This is a genomic window from Legionella parisiensis (assembly GCF_001467945.1).
Classification (GTDB): domain Bacteria; phylum Pseudomonadota; class Gammaproteobacteria; order Legionellales; family Legionellaceae; genus Legionella; species Legionella parisiensis.
In genome coordinates this window covers 221,642-244,448 of the sequence record NZ_LNYQ01000012.1, presented here as the reverse complement: position 1 = coordinate 244,448, position 22,807 = coordinate 221,642, and the positions used below count along the sequence as shown (strand labels likewise).

Genomic DNA, 22,807 nt, shown 5'->3' with positions numbered 1-22,807 from the left:
ACAGGATGTTACGAATGAAAAAACAAGAAAGGAAAAAAAATATATTGCATCCTGCAAATGTATATCTGCATATGGTGCGTAACGCTTTTTTGGGGATTTTAATAACCGCGTTGGCGCTTTTTACAGGTATGTTGGGATATCATCATTTAGAGAAAATGTCCTGGATTGATTCATTTATGAATGCTTCCATGATTCTTTCAGGCATGGGACCAGCATCCAGTCTGGTTACGAGTTCCGGGAAGATTTTTGCTGGATGTTATGCGTTATTTAGCGGTTTGGCAGTTATTGCAATTATGGTGATAATCCTTTCTCCCCTGATTCATCAGTTTTTTCGTAAAATTCATTTGGAGAGCAAAACGATCTATTCCGATGATCAGGACTAGGCCTGTTTACATTTTTACTATCTTGGTCAAACGGTCCTGATTTTGTCTGCCAATGCTCACGTATTCCATGCATGCTTTGCTTCGATGCTCCAAAAACAAACCATTTTGACTCAAGTTAGCGAAATGGAGACAAGATCCTAAAGAGTATTTTTATCTACCCCATATATCTGATCTTTCAAAGAGTTCATGAGCCCGGCCATAAAAAATAGCTCTGCAACAAGAAACAAAGGAGCTATGAGCGCTTGGCCCAAGTTGTCCATGAACGCTGGTTTTTTACCTTCCAGATAATGACCATAAAATTGTAATCCCCAGCCTATAATAAAAAAGATGACAAATGCCCAAACACCTAATGTTGTCGGGCCATCTTGGCTAAACCAATTTGCTATCAATAACAGGATGAGCATAATTGGAGTAAGTGCCAAAGCGAGTTGCCAATTTAGGCGGAAGTAATAAGCTAAGGCAATTATAGTAGCGAAAAAGGCAAGATTTGTTGCAAAAACACCTGGCATAATTATTTTTATAAAACCCAATAAAATCATTACTGATAAAATTATAAGAGGAACTCCCGCCATGTGTGTATAACGAGTCTTGATATTTTGATGATATGCAGCATAAAACTGTGCTTGTTCAATAAACGGTTTCATTTTAAAAATATTCTGATTGGGGTTCTATAAACAACCATAGCACATTCTCTTAAAAAAAACAGTTGGGACTTAGTCTTAAGGATATCCGCATTTAACAGGTATGAGAGTATTTATTTCGGCTCCAAATTACTATCAGTATGCTGAACACCCAGTTCATCTGATTTTTCTGTATCATTTTTTTGGTTTTTCCAAATGGAGACGTTAAGTAAACTTGATGGTTCTTCCTAAAATTTATGAGGCTATTACTATCTTGCCTATCAGATTCTGAGTGGCCTCACTTACACCATTAGCACAGTTTTGAAGTCCATCATAAACAGGACTATGTTCAAACGCACTCTATCACTTTATGAGATAAAAGAGTACGAACATCATTTTCGTCATAAGGGGATGACTGAGCGATTCTAATAGAGTTTAATTGATGCAGCGAAGCCAATTAGCACAGTACAGAACATGCTCTCTATTTATCAAAAGCATATGTTCCTACAAGATAAAGCACATTTCCATTAGTTGATGATCCGGGAATGTATGCCGCTTTCAGGGATAGCTTTTTATAGAAAACGCCTGCCCAGGGGACCGCTCCTGGAAAAGGAATACTATGCAGGATATCAGGGCGTGACGTAATCAACACAGAAAATCCTAGCCCTGCTTTAAAATTTTTAGTCAAATTTGCGACTTTCAAATAGGCATATCCAGCAGTTGGCTCAAGGTTGCGATGGGAGTCGAGGAACGCAAACGCGTACAGTCCGTGCCAATTTCCTTTTTCATCAAAAAAACCTTTGCCAAATCCACCTCCCCAAGCGAGTTCATTGTATTTTTTTTCTCGAATTTGTTTTGCAGAATAAGTAAAACGGTTATGCCATGCATAACCTGAGAGATACAGTTCGGTTTCGCCTTCAGTCCACGTTTGATGCAGATGGCGACAAAAAGGTCTAAAAAAGGGAAGCCAATATTTACATCCTTTTGGTTCTTCAGTTTTAAAAACAGGAAGATCCTTTTTTGTCATATTGTTTTGTGCTGTTGGGATTGCAGGAGAACTTAAGTTTTTTTCGTTGTTGGATAAAGATGAAGAAGTTGCCGCAGGAAATCTACTGCTGTAGCTATTCAAAGAAAACAGTATTAACAGACCAATAATGATCATTCGTAAGGTTATTTTTTTCATTTACTTTAAACCTATGCGGGATCTAGACTATAAAAAATATAGAACTTGTGATCTATTTTCCTATTGTTGATTGGCAGCATTCTTGCTTGTAAATAGAACTATGAAGTTTCAAAATTGTGAGCATATCATGGACTTGTTTCGTAAAAAAGAGATTAGTACATCATTTGAGAGCGAATCTCATCTCGTTAAATGTCTTACCGCTTTTGATCTCACTTTTTTAGGCATTGGAGCTATTATCGGAGCAGGTGTTTTTATTTTGACAGGAGTTGTTGCTGCAATAGATGCGGGGCCTGCTGTTGTCTTTTCCTACGTGTTAGCTGGACTGGCTTGTGTATTCGCTGCGTTATCTTATGCTGAACTAGCTGCATCTATTGGAGGATGCGGAAGTGCTTATGGTTATGCATATGCTGGTTTCGGAGAGTTAATTGCATGGATTGTTGGTTGGGATTTATTGTTGGAATATGCTATTGCTGTTTCTGCAGTATCTGTAGGCTGGAGCAGTTATGCGAATGATTTTCTCAAGGCTATAAAAATAAATATACCAACAGTGCTGGTACATGGTCCTCAGGATGGCGGTGTTTTTAATCTGTTGGCTTGTGTGATTATTGCTTTTTTAACGACATTATTAATTTGGGGCGTCAAATCAAGTTCCCGTGCAAACAATATTATGGTTATGATCAAGCTTGCGGTCGTTTTACTTTTTATTGTTGTTGCCTCCAGGGAGGTTGACCCGTCTAACTGGTCACCATTTTTACCTTTTGGTTGGAGTGGTGTAATTCAAGGAGCTTCATTAATATTTTTTGCTTACATCGGATTTGATGCTGTCTCTACAGCTGCTGAAGAGGCTATCAACCCACAGCGTGATTTACCCATAGGAATAATAGGCTCATTATTTATCTGTACGATAATATATATTATCGTTGCTGGGTTATTGACCGGTATAGCACACTACAGCACTCTGAATGTTGCATCCCCCATCAGTCATGCTTTATTAGTTTTAGGTTATAAAACAATAGCCAGCTTTATCAGTGTTGGAGCAGTAGCAGGATTGACTACTGTAATGCTGGTATTATTTTATGCGTTAACACGCGTTATGTTGGCAATGACACGTGATGGTTTATTACCAAAGGTTTTTTCCAAAACAAATCGGTATACTCGTACACCGATACGAGTTATTTTATTGTGCGGTATTTTAATGGCATCACTGGCTGCCGTCGCTCCAATACATGTTCTGGCTGAACTAGTGAATGTCGGTACTTTATTCGCCTTTTTTATTGTCTGTGCTGGGGTAATTTATTTACATTATAAACAGCCACAGATGGATCGACCGTTTAGGACTCCTGGCATGCCCTATGTACCTATTTTAGGGATGACGAGTTGTTTTTATTTAATGATTCATTTGCCTCTGATTACGCTCCTTCGTTTTATTATTTGGATGGGCATTGGGATGGTGATTTATTTTGTTTTTAGCTATAGGAATAGTGCTTTGGCCAAAAAATAGTCTGGCTTAGGCTTTTTCTGCTTGCTTGCTTATATATGACTTAGTACTAATGCAGCTGAAATTATTGCAGATGCAGGAATTGTAATAAGCCAGGAAAAGAATATTTTCTTGATGACCTGCCAATGCGGTCCAGCAATTCCATTAATCAAACCAACCCCAGTAATTGCACCCGTAACAGTATGGGTGGTTGAGATAGGAATACCACATTGAGTTGCTATAAAAAGCGAAACGGCAGCGCCCGTTTCTGCAGCTGACCCCTTCATTGGGTCGAGTTTCGTTATTTTAGTCCCCATAGTATGGACGATCCGCCATCCTCCTGCCAGGGTTCCAAGACTTATTGCTGCTTGGCATGAAATAACCACCCAAAATGGAACATAAAAAGGGCCTTCTATCCATGCAGCGGAAAACAATATTATAGAAACAATACCCATTGTTTTTTGTCCATCATTACTGCCATGGGTTAAGCTAAGCAATGCTGATGAACACAATTGGAAAATTTTAAATAGCTTGAACTCAGTTTTTCTTCCGTTGTGTAAAAATTTATTAAAAAAATAAATAATAAGCAGCGCAATGAGCAATCCAAGAGCTGGCGATATAAATATTCCTCCAATCACTTTGACAAAACCTGGAATTTTAAGCGATAAAAAGCCACCTTTGGCGATTGCAGCACCTGCTAATCCACCAATCAGTGCATGTGACGAACTGGATGGAAGCCCGTAATACCAGGTAGCAAGATTCCAAAATATAGCGCCAATCAATGCGGCTAAAATAAAATGCGTATCGACAATATCTGAATCAATCAGGCCGCTACCAATGGTGTGTGCAACAGTGAGATTGAATACTAAGAAAGAGATGAAATTGAAAAAAGCCGCCCACACTACTGCTTGTTTTGGGGTTAAAACCTTAGTAGTGACAATAGTGGCTATTGAATTGGCTGCATCATGAAAACCGTTAATAAAGTCAAAGATATAGGCAACTAAGATAACAAAAAGTGTAAACGAAATGGCTGAGTCCATACCAATAGTTCCTTGTGCCATGATTTTATAGTCTGCACAAAGCGTAGCGAACTCAGGAGGGTTACCTCAACTTTGGATTCCGCTTTGTTTCATTAGACTACTATACATAATAACTACTTTTAGTCATTAATTTAGATACAACACGCATTAATTGTTTCACAAGATAAGGTAGTTCTATAGCTCCAGCATTCAAAGCTGCAGTTGCATGTTGTTCTTCATCTTCTTTCATTTTAATAAGAATTGCATGTGATTTTTGATCTTTTGCTGGTAATTTTTTTAAATGGCGATGCAAATGGTGCGCGACTTGTCGTTCAGTTTCTGCAACAAATCCCAAGCTGACTTTGTCACCGGCCAAACCAGCGAGTGCTCCTAATATAATCGACCCGCCATACCATAAAGGATTCAATATGCTGGGCTTTGAACCCAGTTCCGCCAAGCGCCTTTCACACCAAGCTAAATGATCGGTCTCTTCAGCCGCAGCATCACTCATTTGTTTTTTTATATGAGTCAACTCTGCCGTTAAAGCCTGACCTTGGTAAAGTGCTTGGGCACAGACCTCTCCTGCATGATTGACACGCATGAGTCCGGCCGCATGTTTTTTTTCTTTTGTAGACAGTTCTGTATCTGCGAGTGATTCTGCAGGGGATGGGCGAGCACTCGTACGCTGCGCAGGGGGGAATAAGGTGCGCAAGGCATTATCTACTTCGAAGATAAGTGAATCAAGGATGTTCATATAAGGGGCGGTTTTATGTGAAAATTATTTTGTCTATGGTAGCTTGATTATCATTAGGTTTGAAGTCATCACCTGTTTTTTCTTTAGTGCTTGAACGACGTTTTTCTAAAGGAGAGTCGAATATATAACTTTCTCCTTCAATGGAAGGAACCTCGGTTGTAAATCGATTATCAAGGCCATAAATACTGGAGCGTCCTAAATGGTTGCTTACATTGCTTCCTGTTAGGGTTTGTTGGGGTATTTCATTCATATCTTCCGAGGGGGAGGTTTCCGGATAAATTGTTTTTCTGCCCAGCAGATGCAGGATTCCTAAAAATAATGCTCCTGTAGCAAAAGACAGCATTGCTCCTGTAGCAGCTGGAAGCGAGAAACTCACTAAAGAAAATAGCTGAACAAAAGGATAGGCCAAAGTGCTAAGCAAAGAGAGTGCCCCAGGCCCCATAGAAGGCATTAGCGCTGCAAAAATTGGCGGCGCAAAGAACGCAAGAGCAGCAATTGCGGCCCCAATAATGCATACAGAGGCTAAAGCACTAAGATATCCTAAAGCAGGATGAACTTTCCGGGCAGCTTTATAACTGACTAGCGGTGACGTAACGGTTCGAAGCAGATAATAGGCGCCTTTAAAGAGGCCTTGCAATCCTTCGGTCGAAAGTAACAAAAGAGTACGTATGCTTTGAGTTATTCCATGAGTAGGTGCCCAAGAGAGCACTTTATTTTTAAAAAAGGAGCATGTTTCACTAAGAAAATTAAGCGGGAACTCAGTGATTAGTGACAGCAAATTGGTTAATGGAGCAGTAATAAATTTCAGGGTTAGGAAATAGGCTATTTTAGAAGCGTTTGGTTTCGAAGGCCACCCAAAAAAGTAATGTCCAAAATGATATGTATCCTTTTCATCTTCTTGAGCAAGAGACAAAAAGGTATCGTGCCAAGCCTTTTTCAAAAAGGAAAAAAAGGAAATTTTTATTAAATTAGGTGCATTTTCTTTAAGTATTTGTGCTGATTTTGCTACTGGATTTATTAACGCATCTAAAAGTTGTTCAGGACTCGGATTAATATCTTTCTTGAGAAAAGACGCCAAGGTTTTGATGATACTCCTAGTATGGTAGGCATAAGTAATATCATCAAAAAATGATTGAGTGCCAAATGCGTGATATGTTGCAGACTCAATTTGCTCACAATCTAAATGTTTTAAATTAATTGTTTGATTTGAGTTTGGATTTAGAGCATACAATGCATTGCGTATCTTGTTTATTAAGGAGTTTTTGGTACGGGGAAGCGAGAAAAAGCGTTCGGGATTACTGTATTTTGAGTCATAGACATGCGGTTGCTTTCCAGGTGGAAGATGCATGGTGACAATATGGTCATTAGAGACCCCTTGACCTACGACTCCAAGGACAACATGCATTTGAGATAAATCTATTCTTTCTTTAAGATCTTCAAAAAAAGTTTTAAATGACTCAACATGTATAGGGGTACGCACAATAACTACATTTTTATGTCTTTCCAAGACATAGCTTATTTTTGAAGCACAAATAGGCTCAAGCGATTTTTTATTTTCCCGAAATAAGCAGGGAAAGGTTAAGTCATTAGTTGGAAGATAGCCTGGCATATTACTCTTAATTTAGTTTGTATTTTTATATGAAAATTGAGATTTTTAAGTGCATTGATGCTCGATATTATATATATTGATCAATATTAAATCAATATTAAGAAGGTATATGTAGGGTCAAATTTTAATCAAGCTTGGATATAGAAAGAATAACAGGAAATTCAGACTCGGCTGAAATTTACTCTGTGGGGATCGCTCATATTTTATATGCAGAATCCAGCTTCGGTTTTCAGCAAGGTCGTATATAAATAACTGGGAAAAGAGCAGTTTTATCTCCAAGAAATGGAGGTGTTAACCGTATATATTGACGTTGAATTCATTGGCTTATTGTTGAAGCCAATTCTGCAACGCAACTACGGTTTCTTGATGAACCTGGAGAAGTTGATGGTAAAGTGCCGTAGGGTATCGTTCTGGATTATTTTGAAAATGTTTTTCTAATGCTTCACAAGCCTGGCGCATGCGAAGAGTTCCGCAATAAAGCGCGCTGCTTTTCATTTTATGTGTTAGCTTATGGATTTCAATCAGATCTTGTTTTTCCCATGCCTGAGCAGTTTTTATTAAATCTTTAGTATTTTCTTCAATAAAGAGATGCAGCATTTTTTTAAGTGTTTTTTCCGATCCCAGATTATTGATTCCATGAGTACTGTCGAATAATGGATATTCATTAAATGGGAGTGGTGACTCAACCTTTGCGGCAGGTACATCGTGGATTTGTAGTTTAGCGGTGCTGTAACGAGCCAGCAATGCCTGTAGCATAGTGCTACGAAGAGGTTTGGTGAGTATTTGATTTATACCAGCCTCTACACATTCACGTTCAACATCAGGTACTGCATGGGCTGTTAAGCAAATGATGGGGGTGGGTGCGAGATTCTTGCTTTGTTCATAATGACGGAATTGTTTTGCTAATTGTATCCCTGTGGTATCAGGTAGACCAATATCGCTCAAGACCCAATCGAAGGTATGCGATTGAAACAATTCCAGTGCTCGAGTACCTGTTGCGGCGGATAAAAATCGGATGCCCAGTTGTTGTAAAAGATTTTCAATCATCTTTAAGGCGATTGCATTATCTTCAATAAGGAGCACAAGAGGTGAATCATTTGTTTTTTCTAAGATCAGTGTCTCAGGAGGGAGAGATGTTGATGCTTGGTGGTCTACAGGTTTTTCTCCACAAACAACCGGAATGGTTAGCGTAAATGTAGTCCCTGCATGTATTGTAGAGTCAACGCGTATCTTTCCCTTCAAAACTTGGGTATAACGCTTCACAATATGCAATCCCACACCATGACCTGTATAAATCCCTTGATGTGAAGGGGTTGCCCGGTAAAAGCGTTTGAAGATTTTGTCTTTATCCTTAGGTTTAATTCCAGGACCGCTATCTTTGACAAAAAACTCCAGAAACATTTTTTCATGGTGATCCGCTTTGGGCCTAACTCCAATTTCAATAAATCCTTTTTCGGTAAATTTAACGGCATTACCTAAAAGGTTTAATAAAATTCTATGAAGTTTTACGATATCTGTAGTTATCCATTCAGGGGTATTGCCGTCAATACTGATGAATAAATCCAATTTTTTCAAAGCGATGGTAGGAAGCTCCAGATCGGCAATACTGCGAATCAAATCATGGACATTACCGACTGTTTCATTGAAAATATTTTCTTGTTGACTTCCGGCAGCAATAATATCGAGCACCCCGTTAAGCAATGCCAAGAGTTGCTCCCCGCTTATATTGATCATATGAGCGTATTCTTTTTCCTGGCTATTTTGAACTTCTCGTTCGAGGATGCTGGACATGCCGATAATCCCACTTAAAGGGGTACGAATGTCATGGCTCATATTACGGATGAATTCATCTTTGGCGCGGTTCGCTGCCTCTGCTTTTTCTTTCGCTTCTTTGAGTTCGGATTCAACATTTTTTAGATAAGTAATATTAATGGTATTACCAAGAATACCAATAACTTTCCCTGATTTATCCAACAAAGGTCTTTTAGTTGATAGCAAAACCACTTCCTCTCCTGATGGCAAAAGAGTTATTTCCTCGCGTGATAATTCAACGTTCTTTTCAATCACTTCAAGGTCATTAGCTCGATATACATCAGCCGTTTTCTTACCAAATAGTTCATAATCTGTTTTACCAAGAACTTCGCTTTCATCACATTTATTAATAAATTTCATATGATGAAGACTTTGAACACATCGTTGATTAATTCCGGACCAAATACCCTTTAGATCCTTCCAATAGACATCTCCAGGCAAGACATCAAGCAGATTTTTTAATTGGGCATATTGGTCTTCCAGCTGATTTATTTTATTTTGTAATGTATTAATTGTTTTTTCTAAATCGGCTATCAAATTCGCTGTGTTGGAAGTTTCATTTTTTGCCATTTTTTTCCATAATAAATTAAAATTCTTGATTTAGAGTATGCTGTGAAAGCCTAAATCTAATGAACATGAATTATCCTGTATTTTAAGGCCTGGTCAATTGTGTCCATAGGCATAAAAACTAAAGAAAAGCCCCTTTTATTTTTAAGCATAGCATAGGGTCTGTTCACATTTCGCTAAATTGAGCTCAAATGGTCAGATTTTCGGACGCTTAAGCCTGACATATATGAAGTATATGAGGTCGAAACATAAAATGTCAGGCCAAAGACCAAGATTAGAGTTACCTTAGACAGATATATGTGATTTTTATTGAATTAGTTGTACTTATAATTGATGTCATGTTTTATTTGCATTCTGTTATAATGTGTGAAATTGAGTATTTGATAATACCATGTTAACTCCTGATGGACATTGCGCTAAAAAAATCGAAAAAGTGATGCTGTTAGCATTATGGGCCAATACTCTAAGGGATGAAATTCAAGCACAAGGCTTAGCTGAAACAAAGAAATTGATATTTGCAGGCCTTGGAAAACCAACTTATCCTATTAATTCAAATACTATTGCTTCGTATCTTTCATATTGGCAAAAATTAGATGATCTAACCAAAAAATGGAAAGTAGATCCACATCAGGTTGAAGAGGATATTGCCATTGATTATGGAGATCCTCGCGGTGACTATGCGCCACGAGCATTAATGGCTGACATGATGTCACGATGGTATGAGACAGAAATTAAAGCAGAAAACATATTGTTTACTGTGGGTGGTATTGGCGCTTTGCGCGTATTATTTGAAACCTTTAACACTCATTTTGAAGAGGTGCCAGGATATCGAGTCATTACCCCTTTTCCTTATTACAGTGCCTATTCCAACAATTCGTTACATTGTTTACATCCGATCTATGTGATGGACAAACCTGGATACAAACTCACGGCGCAAGCAACGGAAGAGAGTATTAAAGAGGCTTATACTTTAGCTGAGGTGGATCATGGTTGGCCCAAAGCCATATTAATTTGTAATCCATCAAATCCGTTGGGAAATATTATTGATGAAGAAGAGTTAATAAAAATTGCTGATGTTTTGCGCCAATACCCTAACTTGTATATCATTTTTGATGAAGCTTATACCGAAATGAGTTTTTCAGATACGCCTTCTTTTTTAAAAATTGCTCCTGATCTAAAAGAGCGAGTAATAGTCTTACGCTCAGCAACCAAAGCTTTATCTGCAGCAGGGGAGCGAATGGCCGTGCTTTTAGTATTTGAATCAAGTTTGATGAATGAAATGCTCAATAAAAATATAAGCTATTTCATTCATGCACCGCGCTCAGCGCAAGCTGCTTATGCACAAACCATGGCGAATTTTGGTGTCGAAGAAAAAAATAATATAGCAACCTTCTATGAGAAAAAAGTAGGGTATGTTGTCGCACGCTTAAAACATATGGGTGCTGCAATGCCAGATCCTTTATACACTGTAGAAGCTACTTTTTATGTGCTTGCAGATTTTAGTGATATGTTCGGTTTACCTCTACCTAAAGATGCGGCGCGAGTTTTGCAGAAAACTGGCTTTGTGGAAACGGACGAAGATCTTGCATATTATTTATTGTTTGAAGATAACTTGATGGTTACACCTTTATCATATTTTGGTTTGTCAAAATATGATGGTTTTATGCGTATTACCTGTAGTGGCCGAGAAAATGAGCTATGCGAACTCATGGACAGGCTTGAAAGACGGTTGTTTGAGTCAAGAAAAAATATAAAAAACTTTTTCCTGGAGCGAATTAATCAAAGTCTCCCGGAGTTAAAAAAAATAGATGTTCATATGTTTGAACTTATCTGTCAAAAACTTCAAGCAGGAAATAAGGAAGAAGATACCTGTCTGAATTTAAAGTCAAAAAACCAATCGTTAAGAAAAATCAATGATACGATCGTCGATTTTTTTGCAATCATGAAATCATAAGAGATCTAGTTTGGGGGCTGAAGTGGAAAACATGGCGAGGTTGTGGGTCACTTTGACCCACAACCTCCTCGCTAGGCTGCAAAGTCCAGCCTAGCGAGGAGGTTAACCCTGAATGAATTGCTTGATCGTAAGCGTTAACCGATTAACTAATTCATCAATCTCCTCTTCATTAATGATGAGTGGCGGTAACAGTCTCACCACCGTATCTGCAGTAACGTTAAAGAGTACGCCGTTAGCAAGTCCCAGCAAGCGAGCATCATTAGCTGGTCGATCCAATTCAATACCAATCATATAACCCTTGCCACGAATTCCTTTTACACCAGGATGCTCCCCAAGATTTTTGATTAATTTCTCCATCAATAGACCACTGTTTTTTGTGACTTTTTCACAAATTTTGTCGCGCTCTATGACTTCCAATACAGTTAGAGCTGTGGCACAAGCCAGAGGATTGCCACCAAAAGTTGATCCATGATTTCCAGGTTTAAATAAATCTTTCGCTCGTTTACTCATCAGGCAAGCGCCTATCGGAACGCCATTACCCAAACCTTTAGCTGTAGTAAGGACATCAGGCTGAATGTCATAGTGCATATAGGTAAATAGTTTTCCGGTACGGCCGTTTCCAGTTTGGATTTCATCCAGAATAAGCATCCAGTCATGTTGTTCACAGAGCTTCACCAGCGAACGAAGATAACTTTCTTCTGCCGCATGAATTCCTCCTTCTCCCTGAATTGGCTCAAGCATTACCGCAACAACATCTTCTCTATTTGCTGCAATAGTATGAATGGCATCCAAATCATTAAAAGGAGCGCGAATGAAGCCTGGCACCAAGGGTTCATATCCTGCTTGTACTTTTCGACTTCCTGATGCAGTTAAGGTTGCCATAGTCCGACCATGAAAGGCTCTTTCCATAACAATAATTGAAGGAGTTTCAATTCCTTTTTTATGGCCAAAAAGACGGGTCAATTTAATCGCTGCTTCATTGGCTTCAGCACCTGAGTTAGCAAAAAAAGCCTGCTCCATACCCGTCATGGCTGTCAGCTTTTCAGCGAGTAATTCTTGTTGTTTGATATGAAAGGTATTTGATGTATGGATTAGCTTGGCTGCTTGTTGTTGTATGGTTTTTGTCACATCCGGATGAGCATGTCCTAATCCGCACACTGCTATCCCGCTTAAACCATCAAGATAGGCCTTGCCTTGCCCGTCATACAACCAAACTCCTTCTCCATGGGTAAAAGTTATTGGCATAGGATTGTAACTAGTAATTAAAGCCATAATGTTTTCCTTGTAACTGAAGGATCTCCACCCAAAAATATCTCTCCTTATTCGTGGAGAGATAGGGGTGGCCACATTATAGCCATAACTTTCTTTGCTACGCTATACGAACGGAGAAATCCTCAGTAAAAAAGAATTATTTTATTGCATATTACTGGTTGCAAAATCCCAATTTACCAATTTCCAAAATGCAGAGATATAGTCCGGACGTGCATTTCGATAATCAATATAATAAGCGTGCTCCCATACATCACAAGTCAAGAGTGCGTTTAAACCTTCAGTCATTGGAGTACCTGCATTGCTGGTGCTGATTATTTTTAAAGCACCTGCATTATCCTGAACAAGCCAAGCCCAGCCTGAGCCAAAAGTGGCTATTGCAGTTTGGGTAAATTGTTCTTTAAATTCGCTAAATGAACCAAAATGTTTGTTAATTGCGTCAGCTAATTTGCCTTTTGGCTCGCCGCCACCATTAGGACTAAGGCAGTGCCAGTAAAAAGTATGATTCCAAACTTGGGCGGCATTATTAAACATCCCACCTTTTGATTTTTTAATGATCTCTTCCAGCTCCATGGATTCAAATTCGGTTCCAGGAATTAATTTATTTAAATTGTTTACGTAGGTCTGATGATGCTTGCCATAATGATATTCTAGTGTTTCACTGGAAATGTGAGGCTCTAATGCATTCTTGGCATATGGTAACTCAGGCAATGTAAATGTCATCCTAATCTCCTAATTATTTTATTTTGTGCGGTAAGTTTAGCAGGAAGGACATGATATTCAATGACGATTAATCATAATCCTCATACTGAAGACAGTTTTGCTAATAGAATAGGGGATCATTGCAATAAAAAATGCATGCTTGTACGGAGAAGAACTATTATTTTAACTGTTTTTTTGATTACTATTAGATCAAATGGGGCATTAGTTGGCTTTTAGACTAAGATCTGCTAATCTATTATGCAAAAATTTATTGGTTGCGGGCTTTACAGGTTTTCGCGATAATGGGGTAATTAATTTATTACTTAGGGTGTGTGAGTGGATACTTTAGAAAAAATTAAAAAGCAAATAGCAGAAAGTGCCATTCTGCTTTATATGAAAGGCACGCCGAAGATGCCGCAATGCGGATTTTCTGCGCGCGCAGTGCAATGCATAGAGTCTTGTGGCGTAGATTTTGCCTATGTAGATGTTCTTGCTAATCCTGAGATTCGCCAAACATTGCCACAGTATTCTGATTGGCCTACTTTCCCGCAACTTTATGTGAAGGGCGAGTTAATCGGTGGATCTGATATCATTGCGGAATTATTCCAGCAAGGTGAATTAGAAACCATGCTGCGTGATGCGATTGCCGCATAATATATCGAGTAACCATAATAATAACTATAATGATGGAGATCATAGAATGAGTGTATTAGTGGGACGAAAAGCCCCTGATTTTACCGTTGCGGCTGTTATGCCAAATGGTGAGATTATGGATAAGTTTAATTTACACGAGCATATAAAAGGTAAGTATGGCCTCGTATTTTTTTATCCTCTAGATTTTACATTTGTATGTCCTTCTGAGTTGATTGCTTTAGATCATCGGATTGATGAATTCAAAAGTCGTAACGTTGAAGTGGTCACTGTTTCTATTGATTCACACTTTACTCACAATGCATACAGAAATACTCCAATTAATAAGGGCGGCATTGGTTCTGTTCGATATACTATGGCTGCAGATATGACGCATAGCATCTGTCAATCTTATGGAGTTGAGCATCCAGCTGCAGGTGTTGCATTCCGTGGAGCATTCATTATTGATACCAATGGAGTAGTTCGTTCACAAATCGTTAATGATCTGCCTATTGGTCGTAACATGGACGAAATTTTAAGAATTATTGATGCTGTTCAGCATTTTGAAGAAAATGGTGAAGTTTGTCCTGCGGGTTGGCAAAAAGGGAAGGCGGGAATGAAAGCATCTACAGAAGGTGTTGCTGCTTACCTAACAGAACATTCTGACGCATTATAATATTTAACCCGGGCATCGCGAAGCGTAGTCCGGGAAATCTTTCTTTTTTTATCTGAATTACTCTTGCATCTAAATGATTCTGGTCTTCGCAAGACGTATCAAATATAATCCTTCCTTGCCAGGGGTGAGCTCCTCTCTCCGCGATATGCAAGCTAAGCATTTTGCTGTATGCTTTTCCACAAGTTGGCCATGTGGCAAAATAAATCGGCTGTTTTTTCTGCGTCATAAATGGCTGAATGTGCTTCCTGAGCGTTAAAAGGAATTCCTGCTGCTTGTGTTGCTTTGGCTAATACAGTTTGTCCATAAATAAATCCACCTAAGGTAGCTGTATCAAAGCAGGTAAAGGCGTGAAATGGCGATTTTAACCCGGTTCTTTTTATGGCCTCCTTGATAAACAATAAATCAAACCATGCATTATGGCCAACTAAAACAGCGCGCTGGCATTGAGTTTTTTTTAGTGCGGCAAAAATGGGACGAAACAAATTTTCTAAAGCAATTTTTTCATCTATAGCAAAGCGTAGTGGCTGGTAAGGATCAATTTGATTGAACTCAAGAGATTTTTGGTCCAGCTCTGCTCCAGGAAAGGGTAAAATATGTTCAAAATGACTTTCTCCTCGGTAAAGATCACCTTGTCCATCCATAAAAATTAATACAATACACATTTCCAACAATGCATTTTTATAAGGATCAATACCAGCAGTTTCCACATCAACTACTACGGGCAAAAAACCACGAAATCGCTCTTTTAAATTCATATAAAATAAATTATCGGGTGGATTCATGAATGCTCCATTGAATAATTTCACCCGCAGCGATTGGTACCACTTTATGGGGACCTAATGGCAGATAATCAGGTATCGTTTGTGGGGATTTAATTAATTCAATGAGTTGTTGATTGATGGGGAGTTGATAAAAGTCCGCACCAAAACGACTGAGAAAATGGTTGAGTTGTTTTAATTGATTCAACTCATCAAATATTTGTGTATATAAAGCGAGGGCGAATGGAGCAGAATAAATTCCTGCACAGCCACAGGCATTTTCTTTTGTGCTTACGATATGAGGCGCGCTATCTGTCCCGGCAAAAAACTTTGGGTTGCCACTGCACGCAGCATTTTGTAATGCTTTCTGATCTTTTTCATGCTTTAAAATAGGAAGGCAATAATAATGAGGCCTGATTCCTCCAACGAGCAATTTATTTCGATTATATAATAGATGATGGGGGGTAATCGTTGCAGCAACCGTTGCAGGGGCCTCTGTAACATATTCGACCGCTGCTTGTGTCGATATATGCTCAAGGACTATTCTTAGTTTGGGAAAATTTTTAACGATCGGTTTTAAATACTCATCAATAAATAAGGATTCGCGTTCAAAAATATCACTATGAGTGACTTCTCCATGAATTTGGAGTACCAGGTTATTATTTTGTAATACTTCAAAAAGAGGATAAAGATCTTTTAGTGATTTTGCTCCTGCTTCAGAGTTGGTTGTTGCACCGGCTGGATAAAGTTTTGCGCCGAGAATATAAGAAGTATTTGCTGCCTGATGTAATTCTTCGGCGCTTACTGAATCATTTAGGTAAAAAGTCATATAGGGTTCAAAAGTAGTACCTTTAGGCAGTGCAGTTAAAATCCTACTTCTATACTCATCAATGGATGCCAACGATGTTAGTGCTGGCTTGAGGTTCGGCATGACCAACGCGCGAGCAAAATGTTGCGCGCTGTCTGCTACCGTATGGTGTAACATTTCATTATCCCTAAGATGGATATGCCAATCGTCAGGGCGATTAATCATTAGCGTTTGCATAATAAAGATTCCTGCGTTTTTGCCGATAGCTAAGAATAACATGAAATAAGTCGCAGGAATGAATAAAAGATGGCATTTGTGGACCAGAAAGGACAATTTATAGCATGTATTGCCTTAAGTGCAGTACTTACAATGGACACCGGGTACGCAATGACCCAAGTTCATTTTGCAAATCCTTTAGGTGCAAAGGGATGGCGCGTGAGCCGTAACCAAATTCGTTGCGGATTGTCACTTACGATTCCCAACTATGGTATTGCTTATTTTGAACAATATGCAGCAAAACCACCTCATTTTATTTTACGTACATGGGATGAGGTGCAACGATTTTTACCTGCAAAAATTATTGTAACAACTCCAAACTGGAAAACAGAAAAGCCACCTATTTTAGTTGGGAGGCTGATGGTTAAGCCAGGGGAGTATGGAATTTATCTAAGACGAGATGGTGCTTTAAAATTACTCGCTTTTCTAGCTCAAGGCTACGAACCAAATTTTACTTATCGTGCGGAAACAGGGTTTAACACGATGGTTACATTGTCGCCAGTCGGCTTTCAAAAACCATATTCTCGCTATCAAGAATGTATTGGAAATTTATTACCATTTGGTTATCAACAAGTTAGAGAAAGTATATTTCATTATAAAGAAGATAGCGGAGAGTTGACTGATGAAGATAAAGAGCAATTACGGCGTATTGCACGATATGTAGAGGCCGATGCGCAAATAAAAGAAATACGAGTTATTGGTTATGCTGATGCAAATGGTCGTAAAGGGTACAACAATGCGATATCTGAAGAAAGAGCACGAACTGTTGAAAAATATTTACTTAAACTTGGCGTACCTACAGAACAACTTTCAGTAACTTGGGTCGGTGAACTCTATCCTGTTGCGAGAAACGATACCGATGCAGGTCGAGCTGCAAATCGAAGAGTTGTGATTACTTTAATAAAAAAATGAGGACAATTAAGGTATCAAGGAATGCGATGCATGACTCATTGAATCTTAAAGGTTGCATGTTTTAATAGATATTTTATAGTACTTGTCAAGCATATGATGCTTGCTCTCCTTAAGGAGTAGTGCAAACAAGTCGTTTTTTAACCATAAATAAAAAGAAATATCATGCTGAGCAAAAAAAGAATTCTATGGATAAAAAATGCATATCTACTTGAAAAATATTAATTTTTTTTAATAAAATTCCTTGACTTATTCTATTCCACTGCTAATACTCACACTGTTGCATGCATCGACCTGAAGCGACGAAGGCATGCTAATGACAACTCCTAGTAGAGAGTTATCAATTAAAGAAAAACCAATAATAATAATTTATGCGGAGACATAAGCATGTTAAGTTTAAAGAAAACCACTATAGCAATTTTAGCTTTAGGCAGCAGTGCAGTATTCGCTGGCACTATGGGCCCAGTTTGCACTCCCGGTAACGTCACTGTTCCTTGCCCAGCTACCGGATGGGATATCGGCGGACAAGCATTAATTTTACAAACCATGACCGATAACGATGTATCATTAAATATCGCCAGCACTCCAACAGGTGTTGCGATTAACACTGAGCTGGATGCGCAATGGAACTGGGGATTCCAGATTGAAGGTTCTTACCATTTCAATACTGGAAACGACATTACTTTGACTTGGTATCATTTGGATACAAGTTGGAACAATCATGAATCCTTCCTTAATGCTCCAAACGGATTGGTTGATACTGAAGAAGTGTTGGTTGGCTTTGGCCACAAGAACAGATGGGATGCAGTGAACGGTGAGTTCGGTCAATTTGTTGATTTCAGCGCGAACAAGAAAATCCGTTTCCATGGTGGTTTCCAATTTGCGAGCATCAAGAGAAGCGTTCATGCGTTTGCAACAGATTTTGATGCCGGTATCCCTGACTATACCGTTGGATTCAATGGCGATACTCAATATAATGGATTTGGTCCACGTACTGGTATTGACATGAACTACGTATTTGGCAACGGGTTCGGAATTTATGCTAAAGCAGCTGCTGCAGTATTAGTTGGTTCGCAAAAGCATGGCTACAATGTTGGTTTCGTTGATGCAGATGGTTCTGTTCCTTTACTTCCTGTTGTGTACACAGCTGATGTAAGCGGCACCAGAACATCAATCGTTCCAGAATTAGAAGCCAAGCTAGGTGCTAGCTATGCATATCCAATGGCGCAAGGCAACTTGATTCTAGATGCTGGATACATGTGGTTTGACTACATCCATGCGTTAAACACAACTGTATTACCAGTTACTTCAACTGACTTCGCTGCTGCTGGTCCTTATTTCGGCCTGAAGTATATAGGAAACATTTAATTCGCTATCATTTTAAAAATTTAATTAACACTGTTGACTTTATAAGGGTCAGGTAAGATAATTGAGCAAGGTACGCTCTCGGTATAGAGCGAAAATGCGTACCGTTGCTCAATTTAAAATTGGTAACGAACGGAAATAATAATAAAAAGTGGAGATAAGCATGTTAAATTTGAAAAAAACAGCGTTAGCTGTTCTTGCTTTAGGTAGCAGTGCAGTATTCGCTGGTACCATGGGTCCAGTTTGCACCCCAGGTAACGTCACTGTTCCTTGCCCAGCTACTGGATGGAACATCGGCGGACAAGCATTAATTTTACAAACCATGACCGATAACGATATTTCATTGAATATCGCTTCTACTCCAACAGGTGTTGCTATTAACACTGATCTGGATGCGCAATGGAACTGGGGATTCCAGATTGAAGGTTCTTACCATTTCAACACTGGTAACGACATCACTCTGACTTGGTATCACTTGGATACTGGTTGGAACAATACTGAATTTGCTCCTGCTTTTGATCCAGATACATTAGTTGGTTTTGGCCACAAGAACAGATGGGATGCAGTAAACGGTGAGTTCGGTCAATTTGTTGATTTCAGCGCGAACAAGAAAATCCGTTTCCATGGCGGTTGGCAATTTGCTAGCATCAAGAGAAGCGTTCATGCGTTTGCAACAGATTTTGATAACGGTGTTCCAGACTATACAGTTGGATTCAATGGCAGCACTCAGTACAACGGATTTGGTCCACGTACTGGTATTGACATGAACTACGTATTTGGCAACGGTTTCGGAATTTATGCTAAAGCAGCTGCTGCAGTATTAGTTGGTTCGCAAAAGCATAACTACAACGTTGGCTTCGTTGATGCAGATGGTTCTGTTCCTTTACTTCCTGTTGTGTTCACAGCTGATGTAAGCGGCACCAGAACATCAATCGTTCCAGAATTAGAAGCCAAGTTAGGTGCTAGCTATACTTACGCAATGGCACAAGGCGATTTAACTCTGGATGCTGGATACATGTGGTTTGACTACATCCATGCGTTAAACACAACTGTATTGCCAGTTACTTCAACTGACTTCGCTGCTGCTGGTCCTTACTTCGGCCTGAAGTATGTAGGAAATGTTTAATTTCTTAATAGATTAAGATTTTATAAAGCCCATCTTCATGATGGGCTTTTTTTTTCTAATGGAGTATTCATGTTTAAGAAAGCAACTATAGCTGGATTGGGATTGGCAGCAAGTGTAGCTACTGCCGGAAGTATGGGCCCAGTTTGCACCCCAGGTAATGTCACAGTTCCATGTGTGACGAATTTCTGGGACTTCGGTGCGCAAGCACTGTATTTAAGATCGATTTATGGTGCTGAGAAAGCATTTCAACCTGGAACAGTACCTTTAAATAAAGAATTAAAAAATGAATTGGACTGGGGCTATCTTTTAGAAGGCTCTTACCATTTTGGTACAGGAAACGATATTACTGTCAACTGGATGCATTACAGTACATCTGCAGGGCCAACAGAGCTTTTCGGTTTTTTAACCATTCCGGCAGTAGATATTCCAGAAATACCCGCGCCATTTGAATTCATTAATCGCAATAGAATTGATCAAGTTAATGTAGTGATGGGGCAACATACTGATTTCAGCATAAGAAAAAAAATACGTTTCTATGCTGGTGTGCAATATGCAAATATACAATCAACAGGTAACAATTATTATATAACCTCAATAATTCCTTCACTTGCGAGCAATCCATTTAGCAAGTTTGACAATACTGATTATAAAGGCATTGGTCCTGTAGCGGGAATTAATTATGCCTACAAAATGACCGACTCATTTAGCATTACCGCAAATGGAGGCGGTTCTATTCTCTATGGAACAAACCGATATCATGCGGGTTTTGTCGCCTCTCCTGTTCATGCTATTGTTGAGCAAGTATCCTTACGAAAAAATGGTATAGTTCCGAGCCTGGAAGCAAAACTTGGAGTTAATTATTCTCATGCAACGCCTGTAGGCATTGCTAATATTCAGGCAGGTTATCAAGTCGTCAATTATTTCCATGTGCTGCAAGAGCAGACTCTTCCTAACTTATTTGGTTCTGTCCGCCCAGTTGATTACGGAGTTTATGGCCCATACTTCGGCCTTAAGTTGATCGGTAGCGCCTAATCAAATCATCATAGCTGTATTCGTTAAAGCCCATACTTCCATATGGGCTTTTTTTATACAAATAATAGTTACAAAATTTAAGCAAAAAATGTAAAAAAGAGGCTAGCCACTCCTTGTTTCCCAAGCTATAATTTTCTGCCATTCCGATGTGGAAGTAAAAATAATGAACAGGAGTACCGCATGCAGTATAAAAAAATAATATTGGCCCTAGTCTGTTTGTCAACGCCACTCTATGCGGAACATGATCAACAGTTGCAACGTCAAATAGCGCGTCTACAGAAACAAGCACAACAATTACAAGCACAATTAGACTCATTACAAAAGGAACTGGTTTCTCATAAAGTGAAACATGTGGATAAGCCGAGCAAAAAGGAAGCAAAAAAACAGGAGCCCAAAGATCGTGTAAAACATGGGAAAAAGCACGAGCATGACCAGGTAGCACAAGGCAACATGGTCAAATATCACTCATCAACGCTTTCGGTGCATACACCCGAAGAACATCCAGAATCAGTAGGATTCTATCCAACTGCTTTAGTTGCTGAAGGTCGAGTGGTTACCTACATTGCAGGAACACCGGTGATTGCTTCCCCATATTTAGGGGATAGGCCTGCGTTTGATGGGTCAGATTATATTGTTAATATCTCGAGTATTAATCGGGACATCCGTTTGTTGCAACAACGCCGAAGATTATATAGAGCATATCGGAATATGGGCTACCCCATACCTGAAAGACCAATCATTGCACTTAGTGGTAAAGCCGAGCCCGTAGGCATGCTCAATAGTGATTATGTTGGCGGTACAAATGTTGACTTAACTCTTGGCTCAAGTGAGCTCAATGTTGCTGCAGCGCTAAACCAAAATGTTGAAGCCTATATAGCAATCGCTTATGATGCAAGCCCACCAGAGGTAGGTCCAAGGATTAATAATTCAGCATTTAACCTCAATATGGGCTTTGTGAATATTGGTAATCTGGACAAAACACCTTTTTATTTTACTGCGGGCCAGGTATACGTACCCTTTGGTCGTTATTCCAGTTCGATGATCAGTTCTCCATTAACGTTAGATATGTCTCGCACTAAAACAAGGCCCTTTATAATAGGCTATAAGTCCCAAGAAGATACTGGCCCATTTGTTTCAACATATATTTATCGAAGTGATACCACACTGGGGAGAGCTGGGGTTGGCGGTGTGAATGGTGGGTATGTCTTTGCATTGGACAAAATGAGTGGTGAAATAGGCGCAAGTTACATAAGTTCGATTAATGATGCAGCTGGAATGCAAAATACTGCCGCAAATCCTGGAACTTTTGGCGGTTTTGGCTCCTTACTCAATGGAAGTGAGCTAGTACGAAAAACGCAAGCTATAGATGTACACGGTAACATAGCTTACGATCGATTTAATTTTGCTGCTGAATGGGTCGGAACAATTGATGCGTTTAGAGCTCAGGATTTAAGCTTCAATGGCCGTGGCGCAAAACCACAAGCATTACAAACAGAAATTGATATGACATTTAGGGCATTCAATAGACCTGCATCTATTGGTGTTGGTTACCAAAGGACTCAAGAGGCACTCGCACTAAATTTGCCAGAACATCGATTTATTGGAGTATTTAATATTTCTATTTGGAAAGATACTGTAGAAAGTATTGAATACCGACATGAAATTGATTATGGCTCGAATGATATTGCCAATGGTGCTGCACCACCTGGTCTTGTAAACGCACCGACAATAGGAACTGGAGGCACAGCAGATACAGTTTCGGCACAGATTGGCGTATATTTCTAAAACTATCTCTAATATGAAGCAGCCCGGGCATGTGTGCACATAGCCTGGGTTTATCTGGAAAAACTCCATAATACAAGCGATTTATTAATAATC

The 22,807-nt window shown here is 39.2% G+C and carries 20 protein-coding genes; 10 read left to right on the top strand and 10 right to left on the bottom strand.

Features of this window, described 5'->3' with window-relative positions:
* Positions 1-14: 14 nt before the first annotated feature.
* Positions 15-383, top strand: coding sequence for a hypothetical protein (locus Lpar_RS03800; RefSeq protein ID WP_058516664.1), 369 nt, complete (start codon positions 15-17; stop codon positions 381-383).
* Between the two features lie 137 nt (positions 384-520).
* Here Lpar_RS03800 and Lpar_RS03795 read toward each other — a convergent pair whose 3' ends face one another.
* Together Lpar_RS03795 and pagP are read right to left on the bottom strand one after the other, a co-directional pair.
* Positions 521-1,027 carry an Mpo1 family 2-hydroxy fatty acid dioxygenase gene (locus Lpar_RS03795; protein ID WP_058516663.1) on the bottom strand — a complete coding sequence of 169 codons (507 nt, stop codon included), beginning with the start codon at positions 1,025-1,027 and terminating at the stop codon, positions 521-523.
* 457 nt (positions 1,028-1,484) lie between these two features.
* Positions 1,485-2,030: a lipid IV(A) palmitoyltransferase PagP gene (gene pagP, locus Lpar_RS03790; RefSeq protein ID WP_420324251.1), complete on the bottom strand. Its 546-nt coding sequence runs from the start codon at positions 2,028-2,030 to the stop codon at positions 1,485-1,487.
* A gap of 283 nt (positions 2,031-2,313) precedes the next feature.
* On the opposite strand from pagP, the gene Lpar_RS03785 reads away from it, so the two are divergent.
* Positions 2,314-3,687: an amino acid permease gene (locus Lpar_RS03785; protein ID WP_058517066.1), complete on the top strand. Its 1,374-nt coding sequence runs from the start codon at positions 2,314-2,316 to the stop codon at positions 3,685-3,687.
* A 29-nt stretch (positions 3,688-3,716) separates the two neighbouring features.
* Here the strand turns inward: Lpar_RS03785 and Lpar_RS03780 are convergent, their stop codons facing one another.
* The 4 genes from Lpar_RS03780 to Lpar_RS03765 all read right to left on the bottom strand — a co-directional run bounded on the left by Lpar_RS03780 (position 3,717) and on the right by Lpar_RS03765 (position 9,427).
* Positions 3,717-4,703 (bottom strand): inorganic phosphate transporter, encoded by a 987-nt coding sequence (locus tag Lpar_RS03780; RefSeq protein ID WP_058516661.1) that lies wholly within the window; start codon positions 4,701-4,703, stop codon positions 3,717-3,719.
* 100 nt (positions 4,704-4,803) lie between these two features.
* On the bottom strand, positions 4,804-5,436 hold the full coding sequence (gene coq7, locus Lpar_RS03775) for a 2-polyprenyl-3-methyl-6-methoxy-1,4-benzoquinone monooxygenase (RefSeq protein WP_058516660.1): 633 nt from the start codon (positions 5,434-5,436) through the stop codon (positions 4,804-4,806).
* A 13-nt stretch (positions 5,437-5,449) separates the two neighbouring features.
* Positions 5,450-7,045, bottom strand: coding sequence for a hypothetical protein (locus Lpar_RS03770; RefSeq protein ID WP_058516659.1), 1,596 nt, complete (start codon positions 7,043-7,045; stop codon positions 5,450-5,452).
* A gap of 324 nt (positions 7,046-7,369) precedes the next feature.
* On the bottom strand, positions 7,370-9,427 hold the full coding sequence (locus tag Lpar_RS03765; protein WP_058516658.1) for an ATP-binding protein: 2,058 nt from the start codon (positions 9,425-9,427) through the stop codon (positions 7,370-7,372).
* 388 nt (positions 9,428-9,815) lie between these two features.
* On the opposite strand from Lpar_RS03765, the gene Lpar_RS03760 reads away from it, so the two are divergent.
* Positions 9,816-11,378 (top strand): pyridoxal phosphate-dependent aminotransferase, encoded by a 1,563-nt coding sequence (locus tag Lpar_RS03760; RefSeq protein WP_058516657.1) that lies wholly within the window; start codon positions 9,816-9,818, stop codon positions 11,376-11,378.
* Between the two features lie 102 nt (positions 11,379-11,480).
* Here Lpar_RS03760 and Lpar_RS03755 read toward each other — a convergent pair whose 3' ends face one another.
* Positions 11,481-12,650, bottom strand: coding sequence for an aspartate aminotransferase family protein (locus tag Lpar_RS03755; protein WP_058516656.1), 1,170 nt, complete (start codon positions 12,648-12,650; stop codon positions 11,481-11,483).
* 141 nt (positions 12,651-12,791) lie between these two features.
* Entirely contained in the window at positions 12,792-13,370 is a 579-nt protein-coding gene (sodB, locus tag Lpar_RS03750; RefSeq protein ID WP_058516655.1) for a superoxide dismutase [Fe], read from the bottom strand.
* A 315-nt stretch (positions 13,371-13,685) separates the two neighbouring features.
* Between sodB and grxD the strand changes: the two genes are divergently transcribed.
* Together grxD and Lpar_RS03740 are read left to right on the top strand one after the other, a co-directional pair.
* Positions 13,686-14,003 carry a Grx4 family monothiol glutaredoxin gene (grxD, locus tag Lpar_RS03745; RefSeq protein ID WP_058516654.1) on the top strand — a complete coding sequence of 106 codons (318 nt, stop codon included), beginning with the start codon at positions 13,686-13,688 and terminating at the stop codon, positions 14,001-14,003.
* Positions 14,004-14,049: 46 nt separating this feature from the next.
* Entirely contained in the window at positions 14,050-14,655 is a 606-nt protein-coding gene (locus Lpar_RS03740; RefSeq protein ID WP_058516653.1) for a peroxiredoxin, read from the top strand.
* 152 nt (positions 14,656-14,807) lie between these two features.
* On the opposite strand, the gene rnt is transcribed toward Lpar_RS03740, so the two are convergent.
* Together rnt and pyrC are read right to left on the bottom strand one after the other, a co-directional pair.
* Positions 14,808-15,437 (bottom strand): ribonuclease T, encoded by a 630-nt coding sequence (rnt, locus tag Lpar_RS03735; RefSeq protein WP_058516652.1) that lies wholly within the window; start codon positions 15,435-15,437, stop codon positions 14,808-14,810.
* The gene (gene pyrC, locus Lpar_RS03730) at positions 15,421-16,458 is read right to left on the bottom strand and encodes a dihydroorotase (protein ID WP_058516651.1); all 1,038 of its coding nucleotides are present in this window, start codon (positions 16,456-16,458) and stop codon (positions 15,421-15,423) included. The genes rnt and pyrC overlap by 17 nt, the downstream gene beginning before the upstream one ends.
* A 69-nt stretch (positions 16,459-16,527) precedes the next feature.
* On the opposite strand from pyrC, the gene Lpar_RS03725 reads away from it, so the two are divergent.
* The 5 genes from Lpar_RS03725 to Lpar_RS03705 all read left to right on the top strand — a co-directional run bounded on the left by Lpar_RS03725 (position 16,528) and on the right by Lpar_RS03705 (position 22,714).
* Entirely contained in the window at positions 16,528-17,409 is an 882-nt protein-coding gene (locus tag Lpar_RS03725) for a flagellar protein MotY (RefSeq protein ID WP_058516650.1), read from the top strand.
* 384 nt (positions 17,410-17,793) lie between these two features.
* Positions 17,794-18,774, top strand: coding sequence for an Lpg1974 family pore-forming outer membrane protein (locus tag Lpar_RS03720; RefSeq protein ID WP_058516649.1), 981 nt, complete (start codon positions 17,794-17,796; stop codon positions 18,772-18,774).
* Positions 18,775-18,934: 160 nt separating this feature from the next.
* Positions 18,935-19,897, top strand: a complete 963-nt coding sequence (locus Lpar_RS03715) for an Lpg1974 family pore-forming outer membrane protein (protein WP_058516648.1) — start codon at positions 18,935-18,937, stop codon at positions 19,895-19,897.
* 69 nt (positions 19,898-19,966) lie between these two features.
* Positions 19,967-20,929 (top strand): Lpg1974 family pore-forming outer membrane protein, encoded by a 963-nt coding sequence (locus Lpar_RS03710; RefSeq protein WP_058516647.1) that lies wholly within the window; start codon positions 19,967-19,969, stop codon positions 20,927-20,929.
* Positions 20,930-21,109: 180 nt separating this feature from the next.
* On the top strand, positions 21,110-22,714 hold the full coding sequence (locus Lpar_RS03705) for an LbtU family siderophore porin (protein WP_058516646.1): 1,605 nt from the start codon (positions 21,110-21,112) through the stop codon (positions 22,712-22,714).
* Positions 22,715-22,807 lie beyond the last annotated feature (93 nt).

What these genes read in the sequence shown, in the direction of transcription:
- Lpar_RS03705 (WP_058516646.1), top strand. Translation starts at nt 21,110, where the DNA reads ATGCAGTATAAAAAAATAATATTGGCCCTAGTCTGTTTGTCAACGCCA.
- Lpar_RS03765 (WP_058516658.1), bottom strand. Translation starts at nt 9,427, where the DNA reads ATGGCAAAAAATGAAACTTCCAACACAGCGAATTTGATAGCCGATTTA.
- Lpar_RS03780 (WP_058516661.1), bottom strand. Translation starts at nt 4,703, where the DNA reads ATGGACTCAGCCATTTCGTTTACACTTTTTGTTATCTTAGTTGCCTAT.
- Lpar_RS03760 (WP_058516657.1), top strand. Translation starts at nt 9,816, where the DNA reads ATGTTAACTCCTGATGGACATTGCGCTAAAAAAATCGAAAAAGTGATG.
- rnt (WP_058516652.1), bottom strand. Translation starts at nt 15,437, where the DNA reads ATGAATCCACCCGATAATTTATTTTATATGAATTTAAAAGAGCGATTT.
- Lpar_RS03795 (WP_058516663.1), bottom strand. Translation starts at nt 1,027, where the DNA reads ATGAAACCGTTTATTGAACAAGCACAGTTTTATGCTGCATATCATCAA.
- pagP (WP_420324251.1), bottom strand. Translation starts at nt 2,030, where the DNA reads ATGACAAAAAAGGATCTTCCTGTTTTTAAAACTGAAGAACCAAAAGGA.
- Lpar_RS03710 (WP_058516647.1), top strand. Translation starts at nt 19,967, where the DNA reads ATGTTTAAGAAAGCAACTATAGCTGGATTGGGATTGGCAGCAAGTGTA.
- pyrC (WP_058516651.1), bottom strand. Translation starts at nt 16,458, where the DNA reads ATGCAAACGCTAATGATTAATCGCCCTGACGATTGGCATATCCATCTT.
- Lpar_RS03720 (WP_058516649.1), top strand. Translation starts at nt 17,794, where the DNA reads ATGTTAAGTTTAAAGAAAACCACTATAGCAATTTTAGCTTTAGGCAGC.
- Lpar_RS03725 (WP_058516650.1), top strand. Translation starts at nt 16,528, where the DNA reads ATGGCATTTGTGGACCAGAAAGGACAATTTATAGCATGTATTGCCTTA.
- Lpar_RS03755 (WP_058516656.1), bottom strand. Translation starts at nt 12,650, where the DNA reads ATGGCTTTAATTACTAGTTACAATCCTATGCCAATAACTTTTACCCAT.
- coq7 (WP_058516660.1), bottom strand. Translation starts at nt 5,436, where the DNA reads ATGAACATCCTTGATTCACTTATCTTCGAAGTAGATAATGCCTTGCGC.
- Lpar_RS03715 (WP_058516648.1), top strand. Translation starts at nt 18,935, where the DNA reads ATGTTAAATTTGAAAAAAACAGCGTTAGCTGTTCTTGCTTTAGGTAGC.
- Lpar_RS03785 (WP_058517066.1), top strand. Translation starts at nt 2,314, where the DNA reads ATGGACTTGTTTCGTAAAAAAGAGATTAGTACATCATTTGAGAGCGAA.
- Lpar_RS03770 (WP_058516659.1), bottom strand. Translation starts at nt 7,045, where the DNA reads ATGCCAGGCTATCTTCCAACTAATGACTTAACCTTTCCCTGCTTATTT.
- Lpar_RS03800 (WP_058516664.1), top strand. Translation starts at nt 15, where the DNA reads ATGAAAAAACAAGAAAGGAAAAAAAATATATTGCATCCTGCAAATGTA.
- Lpar_RS03740 (WP_058516653.1), top strand. Translation starts at nt 14,050, where the DNA reads ATGAGTGTATTAGTGGGACGAAAAGCCCCTGATTTTACCGTTGCGGCT.
- sodB (WP_058516655.1), bottom strand. Translation starts at nt 13,370, where the DNA reads ATGACATTTACATTGCCTGAGTTACCATATGCCAAGAATGCATTAGAG.